24 protein-coding genes and 1 other RNA gene are annotated in these 26,242 nt (G+C 57.7%); 6 read left to right on the forward strand and 19 right to left on the reverse strand.

Annotated features, from left to right (window positions below; translation table 11 throughout):
• Positions 1–287: 287 nt before the first annotated feature.
• From ubiI to AB8818_RS11265, 4 genes are read right to left on the reverse strand one after another with little or no spacing between them, the layout of a single operon-like run.
• Positions 288–1,490 carry an FAD-dependent 2-octaprenylphenol hydroxylase gene (gene ubiI, locus AB8818_RS11250; protein WP_192982610.1) on the reverse strand — a complete coding sequence of 401 codons (1,203 nt, stop codon included), beginning with the start codon at positions 1,488–1,490 and terminating at the stop codon, positions 288–290.
• A 12-nt stretch (positions 1,491–1,502) separates the two neighbouring features.
• The gene (gene ubiH, locus AB8818_RS11255; protein ID WP_192982611.1) at positions 1,503–2,681 is read right to left on the reverse strand and encodes a 2-octaprenyl-6-methoxyphenyl hydroxylase; all 1,179 of its coding nucleotides are present in this window, start codon (positions 2,679–2,681) and stop codon (positions 1,503–1,505) included.
• Entirely contained in the window at positions 2,678–3,991 is a 1,314-nt protein-coding gene (pepP, locus tag AB8818_RS11260) for a Xaa-Pro aminopeptidase (protein WP_192982839.1), read from the reverse strand. The genes ubiH and pepP overlap by 4 nt, the downstream gene beginning before the upstream one ends.
• Before the next feature lie 31 nt (positions 3,992–4,022).
• The gene (locus AB8818_RS11265) at positions 4,023–4,601 is read right to left on the reverse strand and encodes a YecA family protein (protein ID WP_028014333.1); all 579 of its coding nucleotides are present in this window, start codon (positions 4,599–4,601) and stop codon (positions 4,023–4,025) included.
• Between the two features lie 167 nt (positions 4,602–4,768).
• Between AB8818_RS11265 and zapA the strand changes: the two genes are divergently transcribed.
• The 3 genes from zapA (at position 4,769) to AB8818_RS11280 (ending at position 5,944) form a co-directional block, all read left to right on the forward strand.
• Positions 4,769–5,098, forward strand: a complete 330-nt coding sequence (zapA, locus tag AB8818_RS11270) for a cell division protein ZapA (RefSeq protein WP_006811891.1) — start codon at positions 4,769–4,771, stop codon at positions 5,096–5,098.
• Positions 5,099–5,139: 41 nt separating this feature from the next.
• Positions 5,140–5,323: non-coding RNA, 6S RNA (gene ssrS, locus AB8818_RS11275), on the forward strand.
• 24 nt (positions 5,324–5,347) lie between these two features.
• Complete coding sequence (locus AB8818_RS11280; RefSeq protein WP_116341911.1) at positions 5,348–5,944, forward strand: 5-formyltetrahydrofolate cyclo-ligase; 597 nt, start codon at positions 5,348–5,350, stop codon at positions 5,942–5,944.
• A 102-nt stretch (positions 5,945–6,046) separates the two neighbouring features.
• Here AB8818_RS11280 and serA read toward each other — a convergent pair whose 3' ends face one another.
• Together serA and rpiA are read right to left on the reverse strand one after the other, a co-directional pair.
• Positions 6,047–7,279, reverse strand: coding sequence for a phosphoglycerate dehydrogenase (gene serA, locus AB8818_RS11285; protein ID WP_116341913.1), 1,233 nt, complete (start codon positions 7,277–7,279; stop codon positions 6,047–6,049).
• Positions 7,280–7,545: 266 nt separating this feature from the next.
• Positions 7,546–8,205, reverse strand: a complete 660-nt coding sequence (gene rpiA / locus AB8818_RS11290; RefSeq protein WP_003860091.1) for a ribose-5-phosphate isomerase RpiA — start codon at positions 8,203–8,205, stop codon at positions 7,546–7,548.
• A 127-nt stretch (positions 8,206–8,332) separates the two neighbouring features.
• Between rpiA and argP the strand changes: the two genes are divergently transcribed.
• Positions 8,333–9,226 (forward strand): DNA-binding transcriptional regulator ArgP, encoded by an 894-nt coding sequence (gene argP / locus AB8818_RS11295; RefSeq protein WP_003860089.1) that lies wholly within the window; start codon positions 8,333–8,335, stop codon positions 9,224–9,226.
• Positions 9,227–9,274: 48 nt separating this feature from the next.
• Here argP and AB8818_RS11300 read toward each other — a convergent pair whose 3' ends face one another.
• From AB8818_RS11300 to tkt, 7 genes are all read right to left on the reverse strand, one after another.
• Positions 9,275–10,015, reverse strand: a complete 741-nt coding sequence (locus AB8818_RS11300) for an oxidative stress defense protein (protein ID WP_116341915.1) — start codon at positions 10,013–10,015, stop codon at positions 9,275–9,277.
• A gap of 92 nt (positions 10,016–10,107) precedes the next feature.
• On the reverse strand, positions 10,108–10,743 hold the full coding sequence (gene argO, locus AB8818_RS11305) for an arginine exporter ArgO (protein ID WP_006811896.1): 636 nt from the start codon (positions 10,741–10,743) through the stop codon (positions 10,108–10,110).
• A 145-nt stretch (positions 10,744–10,888) separates the two neighbouring features.
• Positions 10,889–11,743, reverse strand: a complete 855-nt coding sequence (mscS, locus tag AB8818_RS11310; protein ID WP_116341917.1) for a small-conductance mechanosensitive channel MscS — start codon at positions 11,741–11,743, stop codon at positions 10,889–10,891.
• A 186-nt stretch (positions 11,744–11,929) separates the two neighbouring features.
• Positions 11,930–13,009 carry a class II fructose-bisphosphate aldolase gene (gene fbaA, locus AB8818_RS11315; RefSeq protein ID WP_061097137.1) on the reverse strand — a complete coding sequence of 360 codons (1,080 nt, stop codon included), beginning with the start codon at positions 13,007–13,009 and terminating at the stop codon, positions 11,930–11,932.
• Positions 13,010–13,101: 92 nt separating this feature from the next.
• Positions 13,102–14,265, reverse strand: a complete 1,164-nt coding sequence (pgk, locus tag AB8818_RS11320; RefSeq protein ID WP_023309116.1) for a phosphoglycerate kinase — start codon at positions 14,263–14,265, stop codon at positions 13,102–13,104.
• A gap of 49 nt (positions 14,266–14,314) precedes the next feature.
• Positions 14,315–15,334 carry an erythrose-4-phosphate dehydrogenase gene (gene epd, locus AB8818_RS11325; protein WP_061097136.1) on the reverse strand — a complete coding sequence of 340 codons (1,020 nt, stop codon included), beginning with the start codon at positions 15,332–15,334 and terminating at the stop codon, positions 14,315–14,317.
• A gap of 340 nt (positions 15,335–15,674) precedes the next feature.
• Positions 15,675–17,666 (reverse strand): transketolase, encoded by a 1,992-nt coding sequence (tkt, locus tag AB8818_RS11330; protein WP_192982615.1) that lies wholly within the window; start codon positions 17,664–17,666, stop codon positions 15,675–15,677.
• 271 nt (positions 17,667–17,937) lie between these two features.
• Here tkt and AB8818_RS11335 point away from each other — a divergent pair, with 271 nt between their 5' ends.
• Positions 17,938–18,696 (forward strand): M48 family metallopeptidase, encoded by a 759-nt coding sequence (locus AB8818_RS11335; RefSeq protein ID WP_116342269.1) that lies wholly within the window; start codon positions 17,938–17,940, stop codon positions 18,694–18,696.
• Between the two features lie 210 nt (positions 18,697–18,906).
• A complete protein-coding gene (locus tag AB8818_RS11340) occupies positions 18,907–20,175 on the forward strand; it encodes an OprD family outer membrane porin (protein WP_116341921.1) in 1,269 nt (422 codons plus the stop codon).
• A gap of 59 nt (positions 20,176–20,234) precedes the next feature.
• On the opposite strand, the gene AB8818_RS11345 is transcribed toward AB8818_RS11340, so the two are convergent.
• The 6 genes from AB8818_RS11345 to AB8818_RS11370 are packed head-to-tail and all read right to left on the reverse strand — an operon-like array spanning position 20,235 to position 26,236.
• Positions 20,235–21,875: a thiamine pyrophosphate-binding protein gene (locus AB8818_RS11345; protein ID WP_192982617.1), complete on the reverse strand. Its 1,641-nt coding sequence runs from the start codon at positions 21,873–21,875 to the stop codon at positions 20,235–20,237.
• A 13-nt stretch (positions 21,876–21,888) separates the two neighbouring features.
• Positions 21,889–23,358, reverse strand: a complete 1,470-nt coding sequence (locus tag AB8818_RS11350; protein WP_192982620.1) for an aldehyde dehydrogenase — start codon at positions 23,356–23,358, stop codon at positions 21,889–21,891.
• A gap of 9 nt (positions 23,359–23,367) precedes the next feature.
• Positions 23,368–24,138: an aspartate dehydrogenase gene (locus AB8818_RS11355; RefSeq protein ID WP_116341928.1), complete on the reverse strand. Its 771-nt coding sequence runs from the start codon at positions 24,136–24,138 to the stop codon at positions 23,368–23,370.
• Between the two features lie 9 nt (positions 24,139–24,147).
• A complete protein-coding gene (locus AB8818_RS11360) occupies positions 24,148–24,942 on the reverse strand; it encodes an SDR family oxidoreductase (RefSeq protein ID WP_116341930.1) in 795 nt (264 codons plus the stop codon).
• Positions 24,926–25,696 carry an alpha/beta fold hydrolase gene (locus AB8818_RS11365; protein WP_192982843.1) on the reverse strand — a complete coding sequence of 257 codons (771 nt, stop codon included), beginning with the start codon at positions 25,694–25,696 and terminating at the stop codon, positions 24,926–24,928. The genes AB8818_RS11360 and AB8818_RS11365 overlap by 17 nt, the downstream gene beginning before the upstream one ends.
• 9 nt (positions 25,697–25,705) lie before the next feature.
• The gene (locus tag AB8818_RS11370; RefSeq protein ID WP_116341934.1) at positions 25,706–26,236 is read right to left on the reverse strand and encodes a cupin domain-containing protein; all 531 of its coding nucleotides are present in this window, start codon (positions 26,234–26,236) and stop codon (positions 25,706–25,708) included.
• Positions 26,237–26,242: the final 6 nt, after the last annotated feature.

Genomic DNA, 26,242 nt, shown 5'->3' on the forward strand with positions numbered 1-26,242 from the left:
ATAAGGTAAAACGGGTCATCACATTAGCTTATGACCAAAAAACGCTGAAAAGCCTACAGAGTTATTCACTGGAAAAATGCGATTAACCCCGCACAAAATTAACAATGATCTAACAGGATTTAGCACATGGTGATATTTCGTGCGGAAAAACGGGCCGAATTTCCGTAACAAGAAAAACACGACATTAGATTATCTAATGCGAAAAATGACGTGAAATTAGAATATTTCAAACGAGGGGATTTCCCCGGCGCAGAGGCCGGGAAATTATAGTGTGACGGGGGTCAATATTATTTAAGCCAGTCCGGCAGGTCGTTAAGACCCATCGCCTGACGAAGAAGTTGCGGTTTGACGCCAGGAAGGGTATCTGCGAGTTTAAGACCGATATCGCGCAGCAGTTTCTTCGCCGGATTTGCCCCGGCAAACAGCTCGCGGAAGCCCTGCATCCCTGCCAGCATCATCGCCGCACTGTGCTTGCGGCTACGCTCGTAGCGACGCAGGTAGAGATGCTGACCGATATCTTTGCCTTCACGATGCAGGCGGCGCAGTTCCTCAACCAGCTCCGCTGCGTCCATAAAGCCGAGGTTGACGCCCTGCCCGGCCAGCGGATGAATGGTATGAGCGGCATCGCCCACCAGCGCCAGACGATGCGCGGCAAACTGGCGCGCGTAGCGGCCGGTTAACGGTAACACCTGACGCTCGCTTTCAAGCGTGCACAGGCCAAGGCGGTTATCAAACGCCACGCACAGCGCCTGGTTAAAGGCCTCGGGCGTCGCCTCCTGCATCTGCTGCGCTTTTTCCGGCACTAAGGACCAGACAATCGAGCACAGGTGCGGATCGGCAAGCGGCAGGAAGGCCAGAATACCGTCGTTGTGGAAAATCTGCCGGGCCACGCCGCCGTGCGGCTCTTCGGTACGGATTGTTGCCACCATCGCATGATGGCGGTAATCCCAGTACGTCAGCGGGATATCGGCTTTATTACGCAGCCAGGAGTTTGCGCCGTCGGCACCGACCACCAGACGCGCGGTCAGCATGTCGCCGCTTTGCAGGGTGATAAACGCCTCGTTTTCGCCCCACGCAACCTGCTGGATCTGCGCAGGCGCGACCAGCGTCACGTCGCTGCACAGCTCTGCTTTCTGCCACAGCGCGTGATGGATCACCCCATTCTCAATGATATGGCCCAGATGGCTATAGCCCATACTTTCATCATCGAAGGCAATATGGCCAAAGCTGTCTTTGTCCCACACTTCCATGCCGTGATAGGAGCTGGCGCGCTGGGCGACGATATCTGACCAGACGCCGAGACGCGTCAGCAGCTTTTCGCTGGCCGCGTTAATCGCCGAGACGCGGAGTTCTGGCGGGGCATCAGGTGCGACGGGCTGAGGCGGCTTTTGCTCCAGCACCGCCACGCGCAGTCCGCTGCCCTGCAATCCACAGGCCAGCGCCAGCCCAACCATTCCGCCGCCAACGATGGCAACATCAACATTTTGCACGGTGATAACTCCTTAACGCGCAACCCAACCCAGGGTCCGCTGCGCCAGCACGTCACGTGCCGGAATGAACAGTTCCATCGCCATCAGCCCGAGGTTGCGGCCAGCAACCAGCGGCGCCCAGCGATTGGCAAAGAGATGGACTAAACCATCGGTGACGCCAATTGTCGCCTCTTTATCGGCCTGGCGTCGCGTCTGGTAATGGCTTAGCACCGGGTAAGCGCCACAGTCTTTTTGTTCGCTCCATGCCTGCGAAAGCGTTTCGGCAAGGCTCATCACATCCCGCAGGCCGAGGTTAAAGCCCTGGCCGGCGATGGGGTGGAGGGTTTGCGCCGCATTGCCGACCAGCGCCACGCGGTGAGAAACAGACTGTGATGCCGTGGTTAACGACAGCGGATAGACCGCACGTTTCCCGGCATGGGTAATACGCCCCAGCCGCCAGCCAAAGGCTTTCTGCAGCTCGGTACAAAAGCGTTCGTCGGACCAGGCCTTAACCTCTTCGGCTTTATCCTGCGGGTGGCACCAGACCAGCGAGCAGCGCCCGTCCGTCATCGGCAGCATCGCCAGCGGACCGTGCCGGGTGAAGCGTTCAAATGCCCGGCCGTTGTGTTCTGCTGCGGTCGAGACGTTCGCGATGACCGCGACCTGCCCGTAAGGCTGCTGTCGCCACTCTACGCCGCACTGGGTACCGAGCGCCGAGCGCGACCCGTCCGCCGCAACCAAAAGCTGTCCATCGAGCACAATGCCATTATCCAGCGTTACGCTGACCGCCTCTTCACTGCGGGTGAAGCTGGCAACGCGTGCCGGGCAGTGCAGCGTAACGCCCGGCGCGTCCTGCAACAGGCGGAACAGGCGCAGGCCAATATCGTGCAGTTCAACGACCTGACCCAGCGCGTCAATACGGTAATCGTGGGCATCCAGCGTCACAAACCCGGCATGGCCGCGATCGCTCACGTGCACGGTATTAATGGCGGTGGCGCAGTCGGCGATGGCCTGCCAGATGCCAATCCGGGACAGCTGCTGGCAGGTGCCCTGCGCCAGGGCAATGGCGCGGGAATCAAAACCGGGGTGATTCTTCGTTTGTGGGGCGACCGCCTCGACAAGATGCACCGGATGTTGCCCCTTCGTTAAGTGCGAGACAGCCAAGGCCAGCGTGGCGCCCGTCATGCCGCCGCCAACGATAATCACGCTCATACGCGCGCCGCTGCCATCAGCGCCTCGATATCGTCCGCTTTTTTCACCACGCTCGCGGTCAGGTTTTCGTTGCCGGTTTCGGTGATGACGATGTCGTCTTCAATACGAATGCCGATTCCGCGGTATTCCTCTGGCACGTCGGCATCCGGCGCGATGTACAGACCCGGCTCGACGGTCAGCACCATGCCCGGCTCCAGCACGCGTGAACGTTCAGGGCCGTATGCGCCCACGTCGTGCACGTCCAGCCCCAGCCAGTGGCTCAGGCCGTGCATAAAATAGGGACGATGGGCATTCTCGGTAATCAGGGTGTCCACGTCGCCTTTCAGAATGCCGAGCTTCACCAGCCCGGTCACCATGATGCGCACGACTTCGCCGGTCACCTCCTGAATAGAGGTGCCTGGCCGATACAGCTTGAGCGCCGTCTCAAGTGACTCGAGAACGATGTCATAAATTGCCCGCTGCGCCGGTGAAAATTTACCGTTCACCGGGAAAGTACGGGTGATGTCGCCCGCATAGCCCTGATATTCGCAACCGGCGTCAATCAAAACCAGATCGCCGTCGCGCAGCGCGCTTTCGTTTTCGGTGTAGTGCAGAATGCAGCCGTTTTCCCCGCCGCCAACGATGGTGTTGTAGGACGGGAAGCGCGCACCGTGACGGTTAAATTCGTGATGTATTTCGCCTTCCAGCTGATATTCGAACATCCCGGGACGGCATTTTTCCATCGCGCGGGTGTGCGCCAGCGCGCTGATTTCGCCCGCACGGCGCATCACGTTCAGTTCTTCTTCAGATTTGAACAGGCGCATCTCGTGCACTACCGGACGCCAGTCCGTGAGGGTGGCGGGCGCGTACAGGTTCTGGCGCGAGCCTTTGCGCAGCTTATCCAGCGCGGTGAAAACAATCTCATCGGCGTAAGCATATTCGCCCTGCGCGTGGTAGAGCACGTCGAGGCCGTTTAGCAGCTGATAGAGCTGCTGGTTGATTTCGCTAAACGCCAGCGCACGGTCAACGCCCAGCTTTTCCGGTGCGGCCTCTTGCCCTAAGCGGCGGCCAAACCAGATTTCAGCGGTTAAGTCTCGTACGCGGTTGAAAATCACGCTGTGGTTATGGGTGTCATTGCTCTTAATCAGCACCAGCACCGCTTCCGGTTCGTTAAAGCCGGTGAAGTACCAAAAATCGCTGCTCTGGCGATAGGGGTATTCGCTGTCGGCGCTGCGCGTCACCTCTGGCGCGGCAAAAATCAGCGCCGCGCTGCCCGGCTGCATGTTTGCCAGCAGCGCCTGACGACGGCGCAAATACTCTTGTTGCGAGATAACCATGACACCCTCCTGTGCGTTATTTTTCTTAATGTAAGGTTGGCTTGCGAACTTCCGGCGCGGTCGGCTGCGAGCGCGTAAAGTTGTCGTGGCACAGCAACGCCGCCACGCGCACGTACTCGATAATTTCTTCGAGAGACATCTCCAGCTCTTCCTGGTCTTCCTCTTCATCGTAGCCGAGCTGGGCAATGTTACGCAGATCGTCGATCGCTTCACCCGCTTCGCCGGTGACTTTATCAAGCTTAGGCTGCGTCACGCCCAGCCCCAGCAGATAGTGGTTTACCCAACCTGCGAGCGCATCGGCACGATCGAAGACGCTGACATCGTCACCTTCAGGCAGATAAAGCTGAAAAAGGAAGCCATCGTCTTCCAGCGAATCGCTGGTGGCCGCGTGCATTTTTCGCAGCGCTTCCGCCAATTCGTGGCCAAAAGCCAGCCCTTCGTTCGTGAGGTCGTGGATCAGCGGCTGCCATGAGCTGTCGCTGTTTCCGCCGCACAGTATGCCGCTGATCAGACCGTGCATTTCGGCAGGGGTAAGACCGACTCCCTGCTGGTTCAGTAACTGGTTTAAATCCTTGTAACCAGGCATTTCGTTCTGTATAGACATACGCATTCGTCATCAAAGGGAGGATATTCATGGTATGCTACCACTTTGGACCCTGGTGATACCAGAAAAGGGCTTGTATCTTCACATCAGGGTAGCTATAGTGTCGCCCCTTCGCAGCCCCCGGGGCAGTAAGCGAAGGCAGCGCAGTCAATCAGCAGGAAGGTGGCATGTCTGCACAACCCGTCGATCTCCAGATTTTTGGCCGTTCACTGCGAGTGAATTGTCCGCCTGAACAAAGGGATGCTTTGAATCAGGCTGCGGACGATTTGAATCAGCGGTTGCAAGATCTAAAAGAACGCACTAGAGTCACAAATACTGAGCAGCTGGTTTTCATCGCCGCGTTGAACATCAGCTATGAACTGACTCAGGAAAAAGCGAAGACCCGCGACTACGCGGCTAGCATGGAGCAGCGCATTAAAATGCTCCAGCAGACCATTGAACAGGCGTTGCTTGATCAAGGTCGCAATCCCGAAAGACCGGGACCAAAGTTTGAATAACACTTCTCAGTTGACTATGGTAGAGTAACTGTGAAGACAAAATTTCTCTGAGATGTTCGCAAGCGGGCCAGTCCCCTGAGCCGATATTTCATACCACAAGAATGTGGCGCTCCATGGTTGGTGAGCATGCTCGGTTCGTCCGAGAAGCCTTAAAACTATGACGACACATTCACCTTGAACCAAGGGTTCAAGGGTTACAGCCTGCGGCGGCATCTCGGAGATTCCCTCTTTCTTCTTCTACCCACTACCATGACTCAATTCCCTGAAGTTTCTGCCTCACGCCAGGATATCCGTCAGCTTATTCGCCAGCGTCGTCGCGCGCTTACGTCCGAGCAACAAGCACACTTTGCGCAGCAGGCCGCAGCCCGCATGATGGCGTATCCGCCAGTGGTAATGGCGAACACGGTCGCTCTGTTTCTGTCGTTTGATGGCGAGCTGGATACCCAGCCGCTTATCGACCAGCTCTGGCGCGCCGGAAAGAAGGTTTATCTGCCGGTACTGCATCCGTTTAGCCAAGGTAATTTGCTGTTTCTACACTACCACCCGCACAGCGAGCTGGTGGTAAATCGTCTGAAAATTACCGAACCGAAACTCGACGTGCGCGACGTATTACCGCTGTCCGAGCTGGACGTGCTGATTACCCCGCTGGTGGCGTTTGATGAACAGGGCCAGCGTTTAGGCATGGGCGGCGGTTTCTATGACAGAACGCTGCAAAACTGGCAGGAGTACGGGCTACAGCCGGTGGGTTATGCGCATGATTGCCAGGCTGTAGAGGCCCTGCCGGTGGAGAAATGGGATGTGCCGTTACCGGCTGTGGTGACGCCCAGTAAAATCTGGGTCTGGTAGAACAAAGCCGGGTGGCGGCTATGCCTTACCCGGCCTACATAAATCCTCGGGCATTGTAGGTCGGGTAAGCGTAAGCGCCACCCGACACCACAAACCACACTATCAGTAAAGCAAGCGCGCGCGAATCGTCCCCGGAATAGCCTTCATGCTCTGCAGCGCTTTCTCGGCAACGTCTTCATCGGCTTCAATATCGATAACCACATAACCCATCTGCGAGTTGGTTTGCAGATATTGCGCGGCGATGTTGACGCCCTGCTCGGCAAAGATCTGGTTGATGGCGGTCAGCACGCCAGGACGGTTTTCGTGGATGTGCAGCAGACGGCGACCGCCGTGCAGCGGCAGAGACACCTCCGGGAAGTTCACCGCAGAGAGCGTTGAACCGTTGTCGGAATATTTGCTCAGCTTGCCCGCCACTTCCAGACCGATATTCTCCTGCGCTTCCTGAGTAGAACCGCCGATGTGTGGCGTCAGGATCACGTTGTCGAACTCGCACAGCGGAGAGTTAAACGGATCGCTGTTGGTCGCAGGCTCCGTCGGGAACACGTCGATGGCCGCCCCCGCCAGATGCTTACGCTTCAGCGCATCGCACAGCGCAGGGATATCGACCACCGTACCGCGCGCGGCGTTGATCAGCAGAGAGCCCGGCTTCATCAGCGCCAGCTCTTCCGCACCCATCATGTTTTTGGTGGAGGCGTTTTCCGGCACGTGCAGGCTGACTACGTCGCTCATGTTCAGCAGGTCAGATAGATGCTGCACCTGCGTCGCGTTACCCAGCGGCAGCTTGCTTTCGATATCGTAGAAGTAGACGTGCATCCCCAGCGACTCCGCCAGGATACCCAGCTGAGTACCGATGTGGCCGTAGCCGATGATACCCAGCTTTTTACCACGGGCTTCGTATGAGCCCGCAGCCAGTTTGTTCCACACGCCGCGGTGCGCTTTGGCGTTAGCTTCCGGAATACCGCGCAGCAGCAGCAGCAGTTCGCCAATCACCAGTTCCGCCACGGAACGGGTGTTCGAGAACGGCGCGTTAAAGACCGGGATACCGCGTTTTGCGGCAGCGTTCAGGTCGACCTGGTTGGTGCCGATGCAGAAACAGCCAATGGCAACCAGCTTTTCCGCCGCGGCAATCACGTCTTCAGTCAGGTGGGTACGGGATCGCAGGCCAATGAAGTGGGCATCACGGATGGCGGCTTTCAGCTCTTCCGTGTCCAGCGCGCCTTTGTGAAATTCGATATTGGTGTAACCCGCCGCACGAAGGCTATCAAGCGCTTTCTGATGCACGCCCTCGACCAGCAGGAATTTAATCTTGTCTTTCTCCAGTGATACCTTTGCCATTTCCCCGACCCTGTTTTTATCTGAACTGATGTTGTGCTGGATTGAAATCCGCTGTAGCCAACATATCAAAAAAAACTATTGCAGCAATATGAACGTTTGCGTCGGCACTCTGAAGAAAAGTCATACAGGGCAAAATGACAGAGTAAAATGCTGAGGAAATTTACAAACGTGGCAGGATCGGCAAAAGAGGCGGAAAAGCGTGACACAAGTCACCAAATTTAGCTTTTCAAAAATTTTTTAGCGGGGGGAGCACTCCCCCCGTCAGATCATTTTACGATGGTTTTGACGCCGTCGGCCGTACCTATCAGTGCCACGTCCGCGCCGCGGTTGGCAAATAACCCTACGGTAACAACGCCTGGAATGCCGTTGATGGCGTTTTCCAGGGCAATCGCGTCGAGAATTTCCAGGCCGTGAACGTCGAGGATGACGTTACCGTTGTCGGTGACCACGCCCTGACGGTATTCCGGACGGCCACCCAGCTTCACCAGCTGACGGGCAACCGCACTGCGCGCCATCGGGATCACTTCGACCGGCAGCGGAAAATTACCCAGAATGTCGACCTGCTTGGAGGCATCCGCGATGCAGATGAACTTGTCCGCAACCGAGGCGATGATCTTTTCACGGGTCAGCGCCGCGCCGCCGCCTTTGATCATCTGCATATGGCCGTTGATTTCATCCGCACCATCAACGTAAATGCCCAGACGATCCACTTCGTTGAGATCGAAAACGGTAATGCCGAGGCTTTTCAGCTTTTCCGTGGACGCATCGGAGCTGGAAACCGCGCCCTCGATCTGCCCCTTCATCGTGCCCAGTGCATCGATAAAGTGCGCCGCCGTTGACCCCGTACCAACACCGACAATGGTCCCTGGCTGTACGTACTGGAGAGCGGCCCATCCTACTGCTTTTTTCAGTTCATCCTGCGTCATGATCGTTTTGCCTGTGGTGAGAAAACTCAGGGCGCATTATAGAACACGTCGAATGGATTTCGTCTGCCAGGAAGGGAAAATTGTGTCATAGTGCAGATTAAGCAAAATTAAGGAGCCAGCCAGAGCAATGAAACGTCCGGACTACAGAACACTACAGGCACTTGATGCAGTTATTCGTGAACGTGGCTTTGAGCGCGCAGCGCAAAAGCTGTGTATCACCCAGTCCGCCGTATCACAGCGTATCAAACAGCTTGAAAACATGTTCGGGCAGCCGCTGCTGGTGCGTACCGTGCCGCCGCGCCCAACGGAGCAAGGGCAAAAACTTCTCGCCCTGCTGCGTCAGGTTGAGCTGCTGGAAGACGAATGGCTGGGTGACGAACAAACGGGCTCCACGCCGCTGCTGCTCTCGCTGGCGGTCAACGCCGACAGTCTGGCAACCTGGCTGCTGCCTGCCCTTGCGCCGGTCCTGGCCGACTCCCCTATCCGCCTGAATCTCCAGGTTGAAGATGAAACCCGCACCCAGGAGCGCCTGCGTCGCGGTGAAGTGGTGGGGGCAGTCAGTATTCAGCCGCAGGCGCTGCCAAGCTGTCTTGTCGATCAGCTGGGCGCGCTGGACTACCTGTTCGTGGGTTCAAAAGCCTTTGCGGAGCGCTACTTCCCGAACGGCGTCACCCGCGCAGCGCTGCTGAAAGCGCCGGCCGTGGCGTTCGACCATCTGGACGATATGCACCAGGCATTTTTGCAGCAAAACTTTGACCTGCCGCCGGGCAGCGTACCGTGCCATATCGTCAACTCGTCCGAAGCCTTTGTGCAGCTTGCGCGTCAGGGCACGACCTGCTGCATGATCCCGCACCTGCAGATTGAGAAAGAGTTGAAAAGCGGTGAGCTGATTGACCTAACGCCGGGGCTGTATCAGCGCCGGATGCTCTACTGGCACCGTTTTGCGCCGGAAAGCCGCATGATGCGCAACGTTACTGACGCGCTGCTGGCGTTTGGGCATAAGGTGTTGAGACAGGATTAATCGCTTAAATTCCCTCTCCCTGTGGGAGAGGGTTAGGGTGAGGGCAAACTACTGCGCCTTAGCCGCCTCAGTTTGCTGAGTTTGAGTTGGCTCCAGCTGGAACACCACATCCACCTGATCGTCGAACTGAATGGTTGGCTGCTCATAGGTTTCCTGAGCAGAAACCGGCGCAGCGTCAGCCTTCATCATCCGCACCATCGGGCTTGGCTGGTAGTTAGAGACGTGGTAACGCACGCTGTATACCGGGCCGAGCTTGCTCTTAAAGCCGGACGCCAGCTGCTCTGCCTGATGGATTGCATCATTAATCGCGGCTTTACGCGCTTCGTCTTTGTATTTCTCCGGTTGCGCAACGCCCAGCGACACCGAACGGATTTCGTTCAGGCCAGCCTTCAGCGCGCCGTCCAGCAGTGAATTCAGCTTGTCCAGCTGACGCACGGTCACTTCAACAGCACGCACGGCGCGGTAGCCTTTCAGGATGCTTTTGCCGTTCTGGTAGTCGTAATCAGGTTGAGTACGCAGGTTCGCGGAGTTGATATCTTTTTTACCTACACCGTTCTGCTCGAGGAAAGAGAGATATTGCGCAACACGATCGTCCGCCTGCTTCTTGGCGGAGGCCGCATCTTTCGCAGCGACATTGACCTCAATTGCCAGGGTTGCAATATCCGGTACCGCGTCCACGCTTGCGGTGCCTGACGTGACGATGTGCGGGCCATCCGGCAATTCACTTGCCTGCACCGACACCGCACCGAAACTCACTAATGCCGCCAGGGCCATCACTTTAAACTTCACTGTCATTCCTCCATGTTGCGAAGAGTGCCCCAACAACAGGGCGCATGCCAGCAAGCTTAGCGGGTCTTGTTCAGTTGTCCATAAGACAACGCTTAGTTGAGCAATCCCTGTACATGATGAATGCCCTCCTTCGCCAGCTGGAAAGCGATAAACCACATCACCAGACCGACCAGCGTGTTAATGATGCGCTGCGCTTTGGCAGTCCGCAGCCGCGGAGCTAGCCACGCAGCCAGGATCGCAAGACCGAAGAACCAGAGGAAAGAGGCGCTGACCGTACCGAGCGCAAACCAGCGTTTGGGCTCAACGTCCAGCTGCCCACCCAGGCTACCCAGCACCACGAACGTATCAAGGTAAACGTGCGGGTTAAGCCAGGTGACCGCCAGCATGGTGACAATGATCTTCCAGCGCCCCTGCTTCATCACTTCGGCGCTCGCCAGCTCAAGATTGCTGCTCATGGCGGTTTTCAGGGCGCCGAATCCGTACCACAGCAGAAACGCCACGCCGCCCCAGGTTACCAGCGCCAGCAGCCAGGGGGACTGCATCAGCAGCGCGCTGCCGCCGAAAATCCCGGCGCAAATCAGCAGCAGATCGCTCACCGCGCAAAGCAGGGCAATCATCAGATGATACTGGCGGCGGATGCCCTGATTCATGACGAACGCATTTTGCGGACCGAGAGGGAGGATCATGGCCGCACCTAAGGCAAGCCCTTGAAAGTAATAGGATAACATGACGCAATTCTCACAGTGTTGTTCTGGAAGCCGACTATACTGCGCGAATCACATTAGAGGAAATTGATAATATTAATTGGGGATTAGCGGCGCTTATAAAAATAAAGCCCGGTGTCACTAGCGCTTACCGGGCCTACGGGTGAAGTTATTCCGCTTCTTTAACTTTTTTGACGTTTACGTCCATCTGCGGGTACGGGAAGCTGATGCCGTTGGCATCGAAGTCGCGCTTAATGCGCTCCAGCACGTCCCAGTAAACATTTTGCAGATCGCTGCTTTTGCTCCAGATACGCACCACGAAGTTAATCGATGACGCGCCCAGTTCGTTCAGGCGAACCGTCTGCTCTTTGTCTTTCAGAATGCGGTCGTCAGAAGCGATGATGTTCGCGATCAGCGACTTCACCTGATCGATATCTGAATCATACGCCACGCTGATGATGAGCTCGTTACGACGCACCGGCTCGCGGGAAAAGTTAATGATATTGCCCGCGATGATTTTCCCGTTCGGCACCACCACGATACGGCCGTCGACGGTACGCAGGGTGGTAGAGAAAATCTGCACCTGCAGCACGGTGCCGGCAATGCCGCCCAGATCAACGTATTCGCCGGAGCGGAACGGACGGAAGGTCACCAGCAGCACGCCTGCCGCCAGGTTTGAAAGCGAGCCCTGCAGCGCCAGACCAATAGCCAGACCGGCGGCACCGAGAACGGCAATAACGGAGGCGGTCTGCACGCCCACACGGCCCAGCGCCGCAATCAGCGTAAAGGCGATAATGCCGTAGCGCACCAGTGCGGAGAGGAAGTCAGCCACCGTGGCGTCAATGTGACGGGCCAGCATTACGCGGTTAACCGCGTTCGATACGATACGCGCCACGATCATCCCGACGATAATGATCGCAATTGCCGCAACGATGTTCACGGCATAGCTCAGCAGCAGCGCCTGGTTGCGCACCAGCCAGTTACCGGCGTGATTGATGCTGTCTACAACATCGAGTTGTTCCATTTATTCTTCCTTTTGTTAAACCAAAACACTAAATCCATCCCCCATGGAGACAGGCAGGTCAGTAAAGGGTAAACAAAAAGCGCATGTTTTGCCAAACAGATCACAAAATCAGATGTTGCAGCATGTTGAAAATGCATAAAAAAAGGCCCGCATTTGCGGGCCTTCCGATGCTGTTAGCAGCTCAAATTACAGAACGTCGATCGCGTTCAGTTCTTTGAAAGCCTGCTCCAGACGAGTCACCATGGACGTCTGCGCTGCGCGCAGCCATACGCGTGGATCGTAGTATTTCTTGTTCGGCTGGTCTTCGCCTTTCGGGTTGCCCAGCTGGCCCTGCAGGTAAGCTTCGTTGGTTTTGTAGTACTGCAGGATACCGTCCCATGTTGCCCACTGGGTGTCGGTATCGATGTTCATTTTCACTACGCCGTAGCTTACGGAGTCTTTGATTTCCTGAGCAGAAGAACCGGAACCGCCGTGGAAGACGAAGTTCAGGCTGTTGTGCGGCAGGTTGTGTTTTTTGGAAACGTATTCCTGAGAATCACGCAGGATGGTTGGAGTCAGAACCACGTTACCTGGTTTGTAAACGCCATGGACGTTGCCGAAGGACGCTGCGATGGTGAAGCGTGGGCTGATTTTGCTCAGCTCGGTGTAAGCGTAATCAACGTCTTCTGGCTGGGTGTACAGTGCAGAAGCGTCCATGTGGCTGTTGTCCACGCCGTCTTCTTCACCGCCGGTGCAACCCAGTTCAATTTCCAGGGTCATGTCCATTTTGGCCATGCGCGCCAGGTATTTAGAGCAGATTTCGATGTTTTCGTGCAGTGACTCTTCAGACAGGTCGATCATGTGAGAAGAGAACAGTGGCTTACCGGTTGCCGCGAAGTGTTTTTCACCCGCGTCCAGCAGACCGTCGATCCACGGCAGCAGTTTCTTCGCGCAGTGGTCAGTGTGCAGGATAACCGGAACACCGTAGTGCTCAGCCATCTGGTGTACGTGATGTGCACCGGAGATAGCGCCCAGGATTGCAGCACCCTGAGGAATGTCAGTTTTCACGCCTTTACCTGCGATGAACGCAGCGCCACCATTAGAGAACTGAACGATAACTGGCGCTTTAACTTTAGCAGCAGTTTCCAGTACGGCGTTGATGGAGTCGGTACCTACGCAGTTAACTGCTGGCAGAGCGAAGTTGTTTTCTTTAGCTACCTGGAACACTTTCTGTACGTCATCACCAGTGATAACGCCAGGTTTTACGAAATCAAAAATTTTAGACATGTTGCTTAGTCCTGTATCTTCGGCCGTTAGAAAAGGTGCGAGCTCTTAGAAGCGCGCTGAAAATTGGGCAGGTTTCCCTGCCCTTGAATGGCTTACTTCTTAGCGCGCTCTTCGAGCATTGCTACTGCTGGCAGTACTTTGCCTTCCACGAATTCGAGGAATGCGCCGCCACCAGTGGAGATGTAGGAGATTTTGTCAGCGATACCGAACAGGTCGATTGCTGCCAGGGTGTCACCACCGCCTGCGATAGAGAACGCTTCGCTGTCTGCGATAGCGTTAGCAACGATTTCGGTACCTTTGCGGAAGTTCGGGAATTCGAACACGCCAACAGGACCGTTCCACAGGATAGTTTTTGCGTTTTTAAGGATTTCAGCCAGTTTCTGTGCAGAAACGTCGCCCAGGTCCAGAATCTGCTCTTCATCTTTGATGTCGTTTACAGATTTCAGGGTCGCGGTAGCGGTTTCGGAGAACTCGGTCGCCACACGAACGTCAGTTGGAACCGGGATATCACAGGTACCCAGCAGGCGTTTGGCTTCGTCAACCAGGTCTGCTTCGTACAGGGATTTACCCACGTTGTGGCCCTGAGCAGCAACGAAGGTGTTCGCAATACCACCGCCGACGATCAGCTGGTCAGCGATTTTAGAAAGGGAATCCAGAACGGTCAGTTTGGTAGAAACTTTAGAACCACCAACGATAGCCACCATTGGACGAGCAGGCTCTTTCAGCGCTTTACCCAGCGCTTCCAGTTCATCGGCCAGCAGAGGACCGGCGCACGCTACGTCTGCGAATTTACCGATACCGTGGGTAGACGCCTGCGCACGGTGAGCTGTACCGAACGCATCCATCACGAATACGTCGCACAGTGCAGCATATTTTTTGGACAGGGTTTCGTCGTCTTTCTTCTCGCCTTTGTTGAAGCGAACGTTTTCCAGAACCACCAGTTCACCGGCAGCCACTTCAACGCCGTCCAGATAATCTTTCACCAGGCGAACTGGGTTGGACAGTTTGTCTTTCAGGTAATTAACGACTGGCAGCAGAGAGAACTCTTCGTTGTACTCGCCTTCGGTTGGACGGCCCAGGTGGGAGGTGACCATCACTTTAGCGCCCTGCTTCAGAGCCAGCTCGATGGTTGGCAGAGATGCACGGATACGCGCGTCGCTGGTCACTTTGCCATCTTTAACCGGTACGTTCAGATCGGCACGGATGAAAACGCGTTTACCAGCCAGATCCAGATCGGTCATCTTAATTACAGACATGGTGAATCCTCTCGTTGATTCTTAAAGTTTTGCAGACGCACGATGCGTCTTACCTGAAACCTTGAGCGGCCATTGCTAACGTGGTGTCGAGCATCCGGTTAGCAAAGCCCCATTCGTTATCACACCAGACCAGCGTCTTGATAAGGTGTGCGCCACTGACTCGCGTCTGCGTGCCATCGACGATGGCGCTGTGCGGGTCGTGGTTAAAATCTACTGAGACCAACGGTAATTCCGTATAGTCAACTATACCATGAAATGCTCCCTGTGCCGCTTTTTGCAGCAACAGGTTGACTTCACAGGCTTTTACCGGTTTTTTCACCGTCACGCTGAGGTCAATTGCCGTCACGTTAATTGTCGGGACACGCACGGCAATCGCTTCAAAACGGTCATTAAACTGCGGGAAAATTCGGGTGATCCCTGCCGCCAGCTTTGTGTCCACCGGAATGATTGACTGGCTCGCCGCGCGCGTGCGTCGTAAATCCGGATGGTAAGCGTCGATAACCTGCTGATCGTGCATGGCGGAGTGAATCGTGGTCACGGTGCCGGATTCAATGCCGTACGCATCGTCTAACAGTTTGATGACCGGAATAATGCAGTTGGTGGTGCAGGAGGCGTTGGAAACGATGAGGTGTTCAGCCTTCAGCTCATGCTGGTTGACGCCAAACACGACGGTCGCGTCGAGATCGTTACTACCGGGATGAGAAAACAGGACTTTTTTTGCGCCAGCGGCCAGATGCGCTTCGCCGTGTTCGCGGTTACCGTAAACACCGGTGCAGTCGAGCACCACATCCACGCCCAGTTCCCGCCAGGGTAGTCCTGCAATACTGCTCTCATGCAGTACGCGAATCGCGTCGTCACCGACAAACAGCTGCTCTCTTTCCTGGCGAACATCCCAGGCAAAGCGGCCGTGGCTGGTGTCATATTTCAACAAATGCGCCATGCCCGCAGCATCCGCCAGTTCGTTGATTGCCACCACGGTGATTTCCGCACGACGCCCGGATTCATATAAAGCACGAACCACGTTGCGCCCGATGCGACCGAAGCCATTAATCGCTACGCGTACGGTCATAGATCTCCTGCAAAGCTATCCCTGAGTTTGAGGTGGCTGAAAGAGTAATCCAGCTACGCCCGAAGGGGAATCCTTGCTATCACAAACTGCGATTGATTGGTCAATTGTCGAACATTTAATCGACTGAAACGCTTCAGCAAGAATAAGCGAATCGAGGAATAAAAGGAATGTCTGTCCAGATGAATAAGCGCGCTATATGACTTGCGTCACATTTTTGGTGGAATAATTTACGCCGAGGTAAAAGCAAAACGGTAACCGAAAGGTTACCGTTTTTAGTGTTTGCACCCTCTCCCGTGGGAGAGGGCCGGGGTGAGGGCATCAGCCCGCACCGTACAAGCGATTACAGCAGCTCTTTCGCTTTAGCGACAACGTTCTCAACGGTGAAGCCGAACTCTTCGAACAGCTGTTCTGCCGGAGCAGACTCACCGAAGGTGGTCATACCGACGATAGCGCCGTTCAGGCCCACGTATTTGAACCAGTAGTCAGCGATACCCGCTTCCACTGCCACACGCGCGGAAACCGCTTTAGGCAGAACGGATTCACGGTAAGTGGCATCCTGCTTGTCGAACGCGTCGGTAGACGGCATGGAGACCACGCGCGCTTTCACACCTTCGGCAGTCAGTTTTTCCCACGCTGCAACAGCCAGTTCAACTTCAGAACCGGTGGCAATGAAGATCAGCTGTGGCTGGCCCGCGCAATCTTTCAGCACGTAACCACCGCGCGCGATGTTCGCCAGCTGCTCTGGCGTGCGTTCCTGCTGCGCCAGGTTCTGACGGGAGAGGATCAGCGCGGTTGGACCGTCCTGACGCTCAACGCCGTATTTCCACGCCACCGCGGATTCAACCTGGTCACATGGACGCCATGTGCTCATGTTCGGGGTCACGCGCAGAGAAGCCACCTGCTCTACCGGCTGGTGAGTTGGGCCATCTTCGCCCAGACCGATGGAGTCGTGGGTGTAGACCATCACCTGACGCTGTTTCATCAGCGCGGCCATACGCACGGCGTTACGTGCATATTCAACGAACATCAGGAAGGTAGAGGTGTACGGCAGGAAACCACCGTGCAGGGAGATACCGTTCGCGATAGCGGTCATACCGAATTCACGTACACCGTAATGGATGTAGTTACCGGCAGTATCTTCGTTGATTGGCTTAGAACCAGACCACAGGGTCAGGTTAGATGGCGCCAGGTCAGCGGAGCCACCGAGGAATTCAGGCAGCAGAGGACCGAACGCTTCAATCGCATTCTGAGACGCTTTACGGCTCGCGATTTTAGACGGATTCGCCTGCAGCTTAGCGATGAATTCGTTGGCTTTCGCGTCGAAGTCAGACGGCATATCGCCTTTCATACGACGGGTGAATTCAGCCGCTTCCTGTGGGAACGATTTCGCATAGGCAGCGAACTTCTCGTTCCAGGCCGCTTCTTTCGCCTGGCCCACTTCTTTTGCATCCCACTGGGCATAGATCTCAGACGGGATTTCGAATGCAGGGTATTTCCAGCCCAGCGCTTCACGGGTCAGTGCGATTTCCGCGTCACCCAGCGGTGCGCCGTGGGAGTCATGGGTGCCCGCTTTGTTCGGAGAACCGAAGCCGATGATGGTTTTGCACATCAGCAGGGACGGTTTGTCGGTCACTGTGCGCGCTTCTTCTACTGCACGTTTAATCGAGTCAGCATCGTGGCCATCAACGCCACGCACAACGTGCCAGCCGTAAGCTTCGAAACGTGCTGCAGTGTCGTCAGTGAACCAGCCTTCAACGTGACCGTCGATGGAGATGCCGTTGTCGTCATAGAACGCAACCAGTTTACCCAGCTTCAGGGTACCGGCCAGGGAGCACACTTCGTGAGAAATGCCTTCCATCATGCAGCCGTCGCCCAGGAACGCGTAGGTGAAGTGGTCCACGATGTCATGACCAGGACGGTTGAACTGCGCCGCCAGGGTCTTCTCAGCAATCGCCATACCCACAGCGTTAGCAATACCCTGACCCAGCGGGCCGGTGGTGGTTTCTACACCAGCGGTGTAGCCCACTTCCGGGTGACCTGGAGTTTTGGAGTGCAGCTGACGGAAGTTTTTCAGCTCTTCGATAGGCAGATCGTAGCCGGTGAGGTGCAGCAGGCTGTAGATCAGCATAGAGCCGTGGCCGTTAGACAGCACGAAACGGTCGCGGTCAGCCCATGCCGGGTTCTGCGGGTTGTGGTTAAGGAAATCACGCCACAGGACTTCGGCGATATCAGCCATACCCATAGGGGCACCCGGGTGGCCGGACTTGGCTTTCTGTACTGCGTCCATGCTCAGCGCACGAATAGCATTAGCAAGCTCTTTACGTGAGGACATTTTAACTCCAGATCGGACTGTTAAAGGCCATGCCCTTGACGACAGCGCGTTTTGGGCTACGCCGGAAAAAAGTGCCAACAATGTAACCCAAGCCGCAGGGCATGTACATGGACCATTCTTTTGCAGCTTAAGAAATCTCTGGATCATGCTCGCATGTTGCGCAATCTGCTCGCCCGCGCCTGTAGATATTCCTTATACTTATCCCGCCCCGGCTTCGTTGCTGGTGCACTTTTCGGATTTTATTCAGATTAACGAGTACGGAAGCAACTTCATGAAAATGCGTGCAATAGTGCTGGCCCTGGGTACAACGCTCATGCTGAGCGGCTGTCAGAATATGGACTCTAACGGTCTGATGACCTCAGGTGCAGAAGCCTTTCAGGCCTACTCCCTGAGTGACGCGCAGGTTAAAGCGCTGAGCGATCAGGCCTGTAAAGATATGGACGGAAAAGCCACGCTTGCGCCGGCTGACAGTACCTACACACAGCGTCTGAATAAGATTGCTTCCGCGCTCGGCGATAACATCAACGGCCAGCCGGTGAACTACAAGGTTTACATGGCGAAAGACGTGAACGCCTTCGCGATGGCGAACGGCTGCATCCGCGTCTACAGCGGCCTGATGGACATGATGACCGACAACGAAGTCGAAGCGGTGATCGGCCACGAAATGGGCCACGTTGCGCTCGGCCACGTCAAGAAAGGGATGCAGGTTGCCTTAGGCACCAATGCCATCCGCGCGGCGGCGGCCTCTGCGGGCGGTATCGTTGGCAGCCTGTCCCAGTCGCAGCTTGGTGACGTAGGCGAAAAGCTGGTTAACTCCCAGTTCTCACAGCGTCAGGAGTCCGAAGCGGATGACTACTCCTACGATCTGTTGCGCAAACGCGGGATTAATCCATCTGGTTTAGCCACCAGCTTCGAAAAGCTGGCCAAGCTGGAAGCGGGTCGCCAGAGCTCCATGTTTGACGATCACCCGGCCTCAGAAGCGCGCGCGCAGCATATTCGCGACCGTATGGCCGCTGACGGAATTAAATAATATTGAAAGGAGGCAATTTTGCCTCCTTTTTATTTCGCATGAATTACTAACTAAAGCGCACGTATCGGTAACACCTCTGAAAGCCCCGTCAAATCTGCCCTTTCCTGCTGAAACGTCTGGTCACATATTTATTGCAATCGTTAACCTTTCCGGTAATTATCAAGCGCGCAGTAATTCAATTTAATATATTAAGACAGAGACGTTCCCTCCGTGAAAAAAGAATTATCGTTAATTGCTTTAAGTTTATTCGCCGCATTACCTGCCGCTGCAAGCCAGCAATCTGACAGCATGGGTTTTATCGACGACAGCCATTTAGACCTGTTTTTACGCAATGCGTATATCAGCCGTGATTACCATCAGGGCCAGCAGGATAAAGCCGAATGGGGTCAGGGTATCATCGCCACCTTTGAATCCGGATATACCGAAGGGCTGGTGGGCTTTGGCGTGGACGGCATCGCACAGTACGGCGTGCGCCTGGATGGCGGTCGCGGCAAGAGCGGCGCAGGCGGTATCGACTTCTTTAAACAGGAAGACGATGGGAGGGCCAAATCCGATCTAGCGAAATTTGGCGCAACCGCCAAAATGCGCATCTCAAATACCGTGCTGAGCTACGGTAACCAGCGCCCTGAACTACCTATCGTTAACGCCGATAACTCCCGCCTGCTGTTTGAAAGCTACACCGGTGCCATGCTGACCTCGAAAGAGATCGATGGGCTGGAAGTGAACGCCGGTTATTTCACCGACGAGCAGCGTAAAAGCGACGACCGCCACGACAGCGGCCTGAAAAGCCTGACCTTCGGGGGCGCAAGCTACCAGTTCAACGACCAGTTCAGCGGTGCGCTGTACGCCTCTCATAACGAAGAGGTGATGAACAAACAGTATCTGGGCCTGAATTTCAAACAGCCATTCAGCACCGGGCAGCAGCTGGTACTCGACTTTAACGGCTATAACTCGCGTCTTGATCAGGGTTACGCTGACAGCCTCGACACCGGCCGCAGCAACACCATCTGGAGCCTGGCGGCGAGCTACATCTGGGATATTCATACGTTCAAAGTGGCGTACCAGCAGAGCAGCGGCAGCACCGGCTACAACTACGGCGGCTATCGCGACAAGGGCGGCGTGGGTGACGGTGGCAATACCATCTGGCTGGCGAACTCCTACTGGTCTGATTTCAACGGTGAAGACGAGCGCTCATGGCAAGCGTCGTACGGCCTGGACTTTGGCGGCCTTGGCCTGCCGGGCCTGAGCTGGACCACCGCCTACGTGCGCGGCGATAACATCAAAACTTCTGAAACCAGCAACGGCAAAGAGCACGAGTGGTTTAACCAGATCCAGTACAAGGTGCAGGACGGCCCGGCGAAAGACCTGACGCTGCGCCTGCGCTACTCCGTACTGCGCGTCTCCAGCAACGCCAGCGAGTACAACGTGGGCGGGGATGAGATCCGCGCCTACGTGGAATACCCGTTTAACGTGTTCTGATTTACCCCCTAACCCTCTCCCCTTGGGGAGAGGGCTGGGATGAGGGGAAATCTCGCATATCAGTAAAGCGTCTTCTGCGGCGGCCCGGCAAACTTCAGCGCGCCAATCTGTCCCATCCGCACTTCCACCACCGACGGCCCCGGCATCGCAAGCGCCTCCGTCATTACCGCATCAAAATCCTCTGCCCGCTCAACGCTCCACGCCTGCAAGCCAATTGCCTGTGCCAGCAGGGTAAAGTTCGGCGTATGCAGTTCGTTATAATACTGACGCCCGCCGAAATACTTATCCTGGATGCCGCGCATCACGCCGTAGCCGCCGTCGTTCATGATCAGCAGCATCACGTTGGCTTTCTCCTGCGCCAGCGTCGCCAGCTCGCCTAAATTCAGGCTCAGGCCACCGTCGCCCACCAGCCCCACCACCTTACGTTGCGGGTTAGCAATCGCGGTACCGATGGCCATCGGTAGTCCCATACCAATTGCGCCAGCCAGCGAGTGGATATTCATCAGCGGACCGTTAGCGCGGAACAGACGACTGCCCCACAGGCTGCCGGAAACGGTGATATCGCGCACCAGCAGGCCGTCCTGCGGCAGGGCTTTCTCAATGGCGTCGTTAAGCTTCGCGTAGGCGCCGCACTGTTCGCGCAGCCCCTGCTCTGCTTTGGCAACCGCCTGCTGCACCTGCGTATCCCACTGCGCGTCGCCCCACTCCCGGCCCTGGGCTTTGTCGGCCAGCGCGCGAAGCAGCGTGGAGCAGTCGGCTATCAGCGTGTTATCCATCAGGTAATTGCGGCTCGCTGCCGCCGGATCGATATCAATCTGCACGCGCGGAGAGGGCAGCGCCAGCGTCCAGGAGCGGGTTTCGTTGCTGCGCAGGCGTGAACCGGCGATCAGCGTAAAGTCACACTGCGCGATAATCGCCTCCACCGACGGAGAATTATGGAACGCCCGCAGGCTGGCGCGATGGCTGTCCGGCAGCACGCCGCGCGCGTGGGTGCTGGAAATCACCGTCACGCCCGCATCCGCCAGCGTTTTCACGGCTTCAGCGCTTCCCAGCGCCCCGCCGCCCAGCCACAGCAGCGGCCGTTTCGCCTGCCTGAGCTGTGCCCACAATGCATCGACCGACGCGGGCTCCACGGCTGCAACCGAAGCCGGTTTCACCGGTGCGGTCACCAGCGACATTGGAATTTGGGCCCCCTGAATATCAATCGGGATCTCCACTGAAACCGGCCCGCACGGCGGCGTCTGCGCCTCCTGAATCGCTTTATGCAGAATCGCTATCGCCTGGTTGGCGTTGCTGATGCGGTAGGCCCGCTTTGAGCTGGCCTTCAGGAAGGTCAGCTGGTCGCGGGTTTCGTGGATAAACCCGGTGTCGGCATCCAGCCACGCTTTCTCCACCTGTCCGGTTAAATGCAGCAGCGGCGTGCAGGCGTTCATGGCTTCTACCAGCGCGCCGACCGCGTTGCCTGCCCCGGCGCCGGTGCTGGTCAGCGCCACGCCGAGGCCGGAAAAACGCCCGTGGGCGTCGGCCATGGTGACGGATCCCGCCTCGCCGCGCGCTGGCACGAAGCGAATGTTGCCACGCTGCCCCACCGCGTCCGCGATCGGCAGGTTGTGAATGGAGATGACGCCGTAGATGGCCTCAACCTGATACTGCTCCAGCGTTCTGGCGATGGCGACGCCGACGGTTATCATTTCACTCATTGCTCACCCTTTCTCAGTCGCACCAGTGGTTGACGCTATTACCCGTCGCCAGATAAATGCTCTTTTGCTGCATCCAGGCTTTAAGGCCCTGAATGCCCTTTTCGCGGCCCAGACCGCTCTCTTTGAAGCCCCCGAACGGGGTCGAAATCGCAAAAACTTTGTAGGTATTGATCCACACGGTGCCCGCTTCCAGCTGTTCGCTTAACCGCAGGGCGCGCCCGGTATCGCGGGTCCAGATCCCCGCAGCCAGGCCATAAACCGAGTCGTTCGCCTCGCGGATAAGCGTGGCTTCATCGCGAAACGGCATTGCCACCAGCACCGGGCCGAAGATCTCTTCCTGGCAAGCGCGGGCGCTATTCGTCAACCCTTCGATAATGGTCGGCAGGAAGAAGCTGCCGTTTGCCAGGTCAGGATCCGCCGGGATCTCCCCGCCGCACAGCACGCGGCCCCCCTCGCGCTTAGCCAGCTCGACGTATTCCTGCACGCTCTGGCGATGTTTCTCATTGATCAGCGGCCCAACGTGGACGCCGTCGGTGAAGGGGTGCCCCACGCGCAGCCCGCGAGTTAATTCCAGTAGCCGCGCCATCAGCGGCGCGTAGATGCTTTCGTGAATAAACAGGCGCGACCCGGCGATGCACGCCTGCCCTGCCGAGCTGAAAATGCCGTAGCAGATCCCGCGCGCGGCCTGCTCAACGTCGGCATCCTCCAGCACGATGGTCGGGGATTTTCCACCCAGCTCCAGCGAGGCCGGGATCAGCTTTTCCGCCGCCACGTGCGCCAGATGACGGCCCGTAGTGGTGCCGCCGGTAAACGAAATTTTCCGCACCTTTGGATGACGCGCCAGCGCATCGCCAATCACCGAGCCTTTTCCTGGCAGGACGCTCAACAGCCCGGCGGGCAGCCCGGCCTGTTCAAAAATCCGCGCCAACTCCAGCGCCATCAGCGGCGTGGCTTCGGCGGGCTTGAGGATCGCTGCGTTACCCGCGGCAATCGCCGGCGCGATCTTCTGCATCTCGCTGGCAATCGGCGAATTCCACGGCGTGATGGCGGCCACCACGCCAAGCGGCTCGTAGCGGCTCAGGGTCAGCAAATCCGGCTGGCGCGGCGTCGGAAGCTCGCCTTCCAGCAGCTCGCAGGCGGCGGCAAAGTAGCGCGCCGTTCCCGCCGCGCTCATCACCAGCCCGCGCGCTTCCGCCAGCGGCTTGCCGTTATCGCGGCTCTGCATCTGCGCCAGCGCATCCACGCGGGATTCAATCAGATCGGCGACCTTGTGCAGGATCTTCGCACGCATATGCGGCAGACTGTTGCGCCACGCGGGATCGCGCCACGCCCGCTCGCCGGCCTCTATCGCCTCCACGAGATCGTCGGGGCTTGCGGCATTCAGCGTCGCATTGATCGACCCGTCAGCCGGGAAATGGCTCTGCATCGGGTTACCGCCGCCGCGTCGCCACTGGCCGCCGATAAAAATCTTCAGATCATCCATCGTCGCTCCTCAGCTCAGGGACAGCTCGCGGCAGGCGCGAACCGCGCTCAGTGCCGCAAGGGTGGAGGTTTTGGGATTGGACGCCAGCGGCAGCCCGCTCAGCTCCAGATGGAACTCGCCGAACAATCCTTCGACGTGCAGCGTGTGGGTATTACGCTTCGTTGCCGGGTCGACCATGAGCTGCACGCGGGTGTCGTCCATCCCCACGCCGCCGAGCGCCACGGTTGCCGCCACGTTGGCGTTCGCCGGGAACAGGCGAGCCGCCTCGCGGGCGCTGCCTTCAAAGAAGACCTTCGCCTCTGAGACCGCGTTAAGATCGATAAGCTGCTCGGCGTAACTGCCGCGCCAGCTGGCCGGGCTTTTGCGCGACTGATAGGTGACGCGCTCAAGCCCGCCCTCTTTCGCCGCCGCCAGCCCGTCAATACCGGCAACCGCGCCGGAGAGCAGCGTCAGCCTGCCGCCCGCCGCGTGCAGGCGCTGCTCCAGCACGCTGTCCGCCAGCGCACCGGTGGAGATCACCGCCAGATGCCAGCCGCGACTTAAAATCGCTTCGCCATACTGCGCCACCGCCTGCTGGCTGGCACACTCCAGCACCAGGTCGGGCGTTTCCGCGCAGTCCACCGGCGAGGTCAGCGCCGTTACCGCATCACCAAACTGCGCGCGAATGGCAGCGTGGTGGGCTTCACGCGCCACGATCCAGCCGATAGCCACACCGGTGGGCAGACGCTCAATTACCGCCTGCGCCATGGCGCCAAACCCAATTAACATTACCTTTTTCATGATGCGTCCTTACAGATGGCGGCAGAAGCCGCCGGAAACGTCCAGCGCGGCACCGGTAGTAAACGAAGCCAGCGGCGAAGCGAGAAACAGCAGCGCTTGCGCGGGCTCGTGCGGCTTGCCGAGGCGCGCCATCGGAATGCCGCGCTTGCGCGCGATATCCGCCGTCCAGGCAGGCCAGCTCTGGCTTTTATCCGCCCGGTTTTCGAAGCGGCGCTGCCACTGCCCGGATTCCACCATGCCAAGCAAAATGGAGTTGACGCGAATGCCTTTGCCCACCAGCTCTTTTGAGAGAGTGAGCGTCATGTTCAGCAGCGCGGCGCGGGCGGCGGAAGTGGCAATCATGTGCTCCTCCGGCTGCAACGCCAGCAGGGAATTGACGCAGGTGATCGAGGCGATGTCGGACCGCTCCAGCAGAGGCTGAAACGCCTGAACCGGGTTGATCACCCCGAACAGCTTCAGTTCGGCCTCGTGCAGCCACGCCTCACGCGGGGTGTCGTGGAAATGCGCCACGTAGCCCTGCCCGGCGTTGTTGATCAGCATATCCGCCGCGCCAAATTGGGCCTGAACGGCATCCGCGAAAGCCTGCACCTCGTCAGCGTTCAGCACGTCGCAGCGGTAAGAGAAAATCTCCCCGTCGGGATAGTCGTTTTGCAGCGTCGCGTGGGCGCTGGCGAGCCGGTCCGGGTCGCGGCCGCAGAAGGCCACTTTTGCTCCCTCGCCCAGCAGCAGGCGCAGCGTTTCAAAGCCAATGCCGGAAGAACCGCCGGTGACTACCGCTACGCGGCCGTCAATGTGTGCATTCATCGCGCACCTCTTCGTTAATGCGTAAAAGCTGTTGGTTAAAAAACGCGTCGTTATCGAGATAGCTGGCGTGCCCGGCTTGCGGTATGGCGGTAAACGGCATGCGGTAGCGCAGCGCCAGCCCCTGTACCAGCTCGGGCTGCGTGATGGCGTCCTGCTCGCCGCACCAGACTTCAAACGTGCCGGAGTGCCGCTTGAGCCAGGTATGAATGTCGTCGTGCGCCAGCATCCACGCGGCGGCAAGGTAGCCTTCCGGACGCAGCGCGCGCATGCCCGCCGCGACGGTGGCGATATCGTCCGCGCGCGCGCCGGGGCGCAGCAGCTTCGTGGCGCGGGTCTGCGCGAGGATTTCACCGCCGAGCGCCATCTGCTGCTCGCGGCTGCGCCAGACCTGCTCCCGCTGCTCCGGGACAGCATTGCCGTAGCCCTGCGCGGCGTCCGCCAGCACCAGTTGCAGCACGCGCTGCGGATACTTCGCCGCAAAGGCGCTGGCGACCAGCGCGCCGAGTGAATGGCCCACCAGCACCGTCTGCCAGACGCCCGCGCGGTCGAGCATCGCCGCCAGCGCGTCGGCGTAATCCCCCGCGTTCGCACGCTCAACCGCCAGCATCGGGCTTTCGCCATAGCCGGGCATGTCCCACGCCAACACGCGAAAGCCTTCCAGCGTCATCTGCTTGTGCCAGGAGGCCGCGCCGGAGCTGATGCCGTGCAGCAGCATCAGCGGAATGCCGCTTCCCTGTTCACGAAACCCCGTCATCATGCCCCCTTAGTTCCGCTTCACTTTTGAGAGCGGATGGTCGGCCGGATAGGTCGGGATTTCCGGCTTGTTGGTTCCCAGCATGACGCACATCAGCGCCTCTTCTTCCCCGTGGTTAAACAGCCCGCGATAGATCCCCGGCGGGACGGAAATCAAATCGCGCTCGCGCAGCACGGTTTCGGTGTAGTTGTCGCCGTCCTGGATCATCAGCGTGATCTGCCCTTTAAGCATGAAGAACACCTCTTCCACGTCGTCGTGCAGGTGCAGCGGCCCCTCGCACTTCGACGGCAGCACCATGGTGGAGAAGGTAAAGTGATCCGCCTGCACGGTGTTGGTGTCGTTCGCCACGCCCGTTGCGCCGGTGCCGATGTAGCGCATCTGCGCCCGGCGGTACTTCGGGTCAAAATCGGCCTGGAACTTCAGCGCGTTCCAGTCGTACTTGCGGCCTTCGAAGCGCGCGATGCGCGACTCGACCCACTCTTCCATCGTCAGGTGGTCAGGCTTGATGCCAGATGTCTTGGTTACGGTTGAATCAGTCATGACACT

It is taken from the genome of Enterobacter sp. KB-280D8, assembly GCF_041399405.1.
Lineage (GTDB): Bacteria > Pseudomonadota > Gammaproteobacteria > Enterobacterales > Enterobacteriaceae > Enterobacter > Enterobacter cloacae_N.

What these genes read in the sequence shown, in the direction of transcription:
- epd (WP_061097136.1), bottom strand. Translation starts at nt 15,334, where the DNA reads ATGACCGTACGCGTAGCGATTAATGGCTTCGGTCGCATCGGGCGCAAC.
- argO (WP_006811896.1), bottom strand. Translation starts at nt 10,743, where the DNA reads ATGTTATCCTATTACTTTCAAGGGCTTGCCTTAGGTGCGGCCATGATC.
- AB8818_RS11355 (WP_116341928.1), bottom strand. Translation starts at nt 24,138, where the DNA reads ATGAAAAAGGTAATGTTAATTGGGTTTGGCGCCATGGCGCAGGCGGTA.
- serA (WP_116341913.1), bottom strand. Translation starts at nt 7,279, where the DNA reads ATGGCAAAGGTATCACTGGAGAAAGACAAGATTAAATTCCTGCTGGTC.
- zapA (WP_006811891.1), top strand. Translation starts at nt 4,769, where the DNA reads ATGTCTGCACAACCCGTCGATCTCCAGATTTTTGGCCGTTCACTGCGA.
- AB8818_RS11345 (WP_192982617.1), bottom strand. Translation starts at nt 21,875, where the DNA reads ATGAGTGAAATGATAACCGTCGGCGTCGCCATCGCCAGAACGCTGGAG.
- rpiA (WP_003860091.1), bottom strand. Translation starts at nt 8,205, where the DNA reads ATGACGCAGGATGAACTGAAAAAAGCAGTAGGATGGGCCGCTCTCCAG.
- AB8818_RS11350 (WP_192982620.1), bottom strand. Translation starts at nt 23,358, where the DNA reads ATGGATGATCTGAAGATTTTTATCGGCGGCCAGTGGCGACGCGGCGGC.
- AB8818_RS11280 (WP_116341911.1), top strand. Translation starts at nt 5,348, where the DNA reads ATGACTCAATTCCCTGAAGTTTCTGCCTCACGCCAGGATATCCGTCAG.
- AB8818_RS11370 (WP_116341934.1), bottom strand. Translation starts at nt 26,236, where the DNA reads ATGACTGATTCAACCGTAACCAAGACATCTGGCATCAAGCCTGACCAC.
- fbaA (WP_061097137.1), bottom strand. Translation starts at nt 13,009, where the DNA reads ATGTCTAAAATTTTTGATTTCGTAAAACCTGGCGTTATCACTGGTGAT.
- AB8818_RS11365 (WP_192982843.1), bottom strand. Translation starts at nt 25,696, where the DNA reads ATGACGGGGTTTCGTGAACAGGGAAGCGGCATTCCGCTGATGCTGCTG.
- argP (WP_003860089.1), top strand. Translation starts at nt 8,333, where the DNA reads ATGAAACGTCCGGACTACAGAACACTACAGGCACTTGATGCAGTTATT.
- AB8818_RS11360 (WP_116341930.1), bottom strand. Translation starts at nt 24,942, where the DNA reads ATGAATGCACACATTGACGGCCGCGTAGCGGTAGTCACCGGCGGTTCT.
- tkt (WP_192982615.1), bottom strand. Translation starts at nt 17,666, where the DNA reads ATGTCCTCACGTAAAGAGCTTGCTAATGCTATTCGTGCGCTGAGCATG.
- pgk (WP_023309116.1), bottom strand. Translation starts at nt 14,265, where the DNA reads ATGTCTGTAATTAAGATGACCGATCTGGATCTGGCTGGTAAACGCGTT.
- AB8818_RS11265 (WP_028014333.1), bottom strand. Translation starts at nt 4,601, where the DNA reads ATGTCTATACAGAACGAAATGCCTGGTTACAAGGATTTAAACCAGTTA.
- ubiH (WP_192982611.1), bottom strand. Translation starts at nt 2,681, where the DNA reads ATGAGCGTGATTATCGTTGGCGGCGGCATGACGGGCGCCACGCTGGCC.
- mscS (WP_116341917.1), bottom strand. Translation starts at nt 11,743, where the DNA reads ATGGAACAACTCGATGTTGTAGACAGCATCAATCACGCCGGTAACTGG.
- AB8818_RS11335 (WP_116342269.1), top strand. Translation starts at nt 17,938, where the DNA reads ATGAAAATGCGTGCAATAGTGCTGGCCCTGGGTACAACGCTCATGCTG.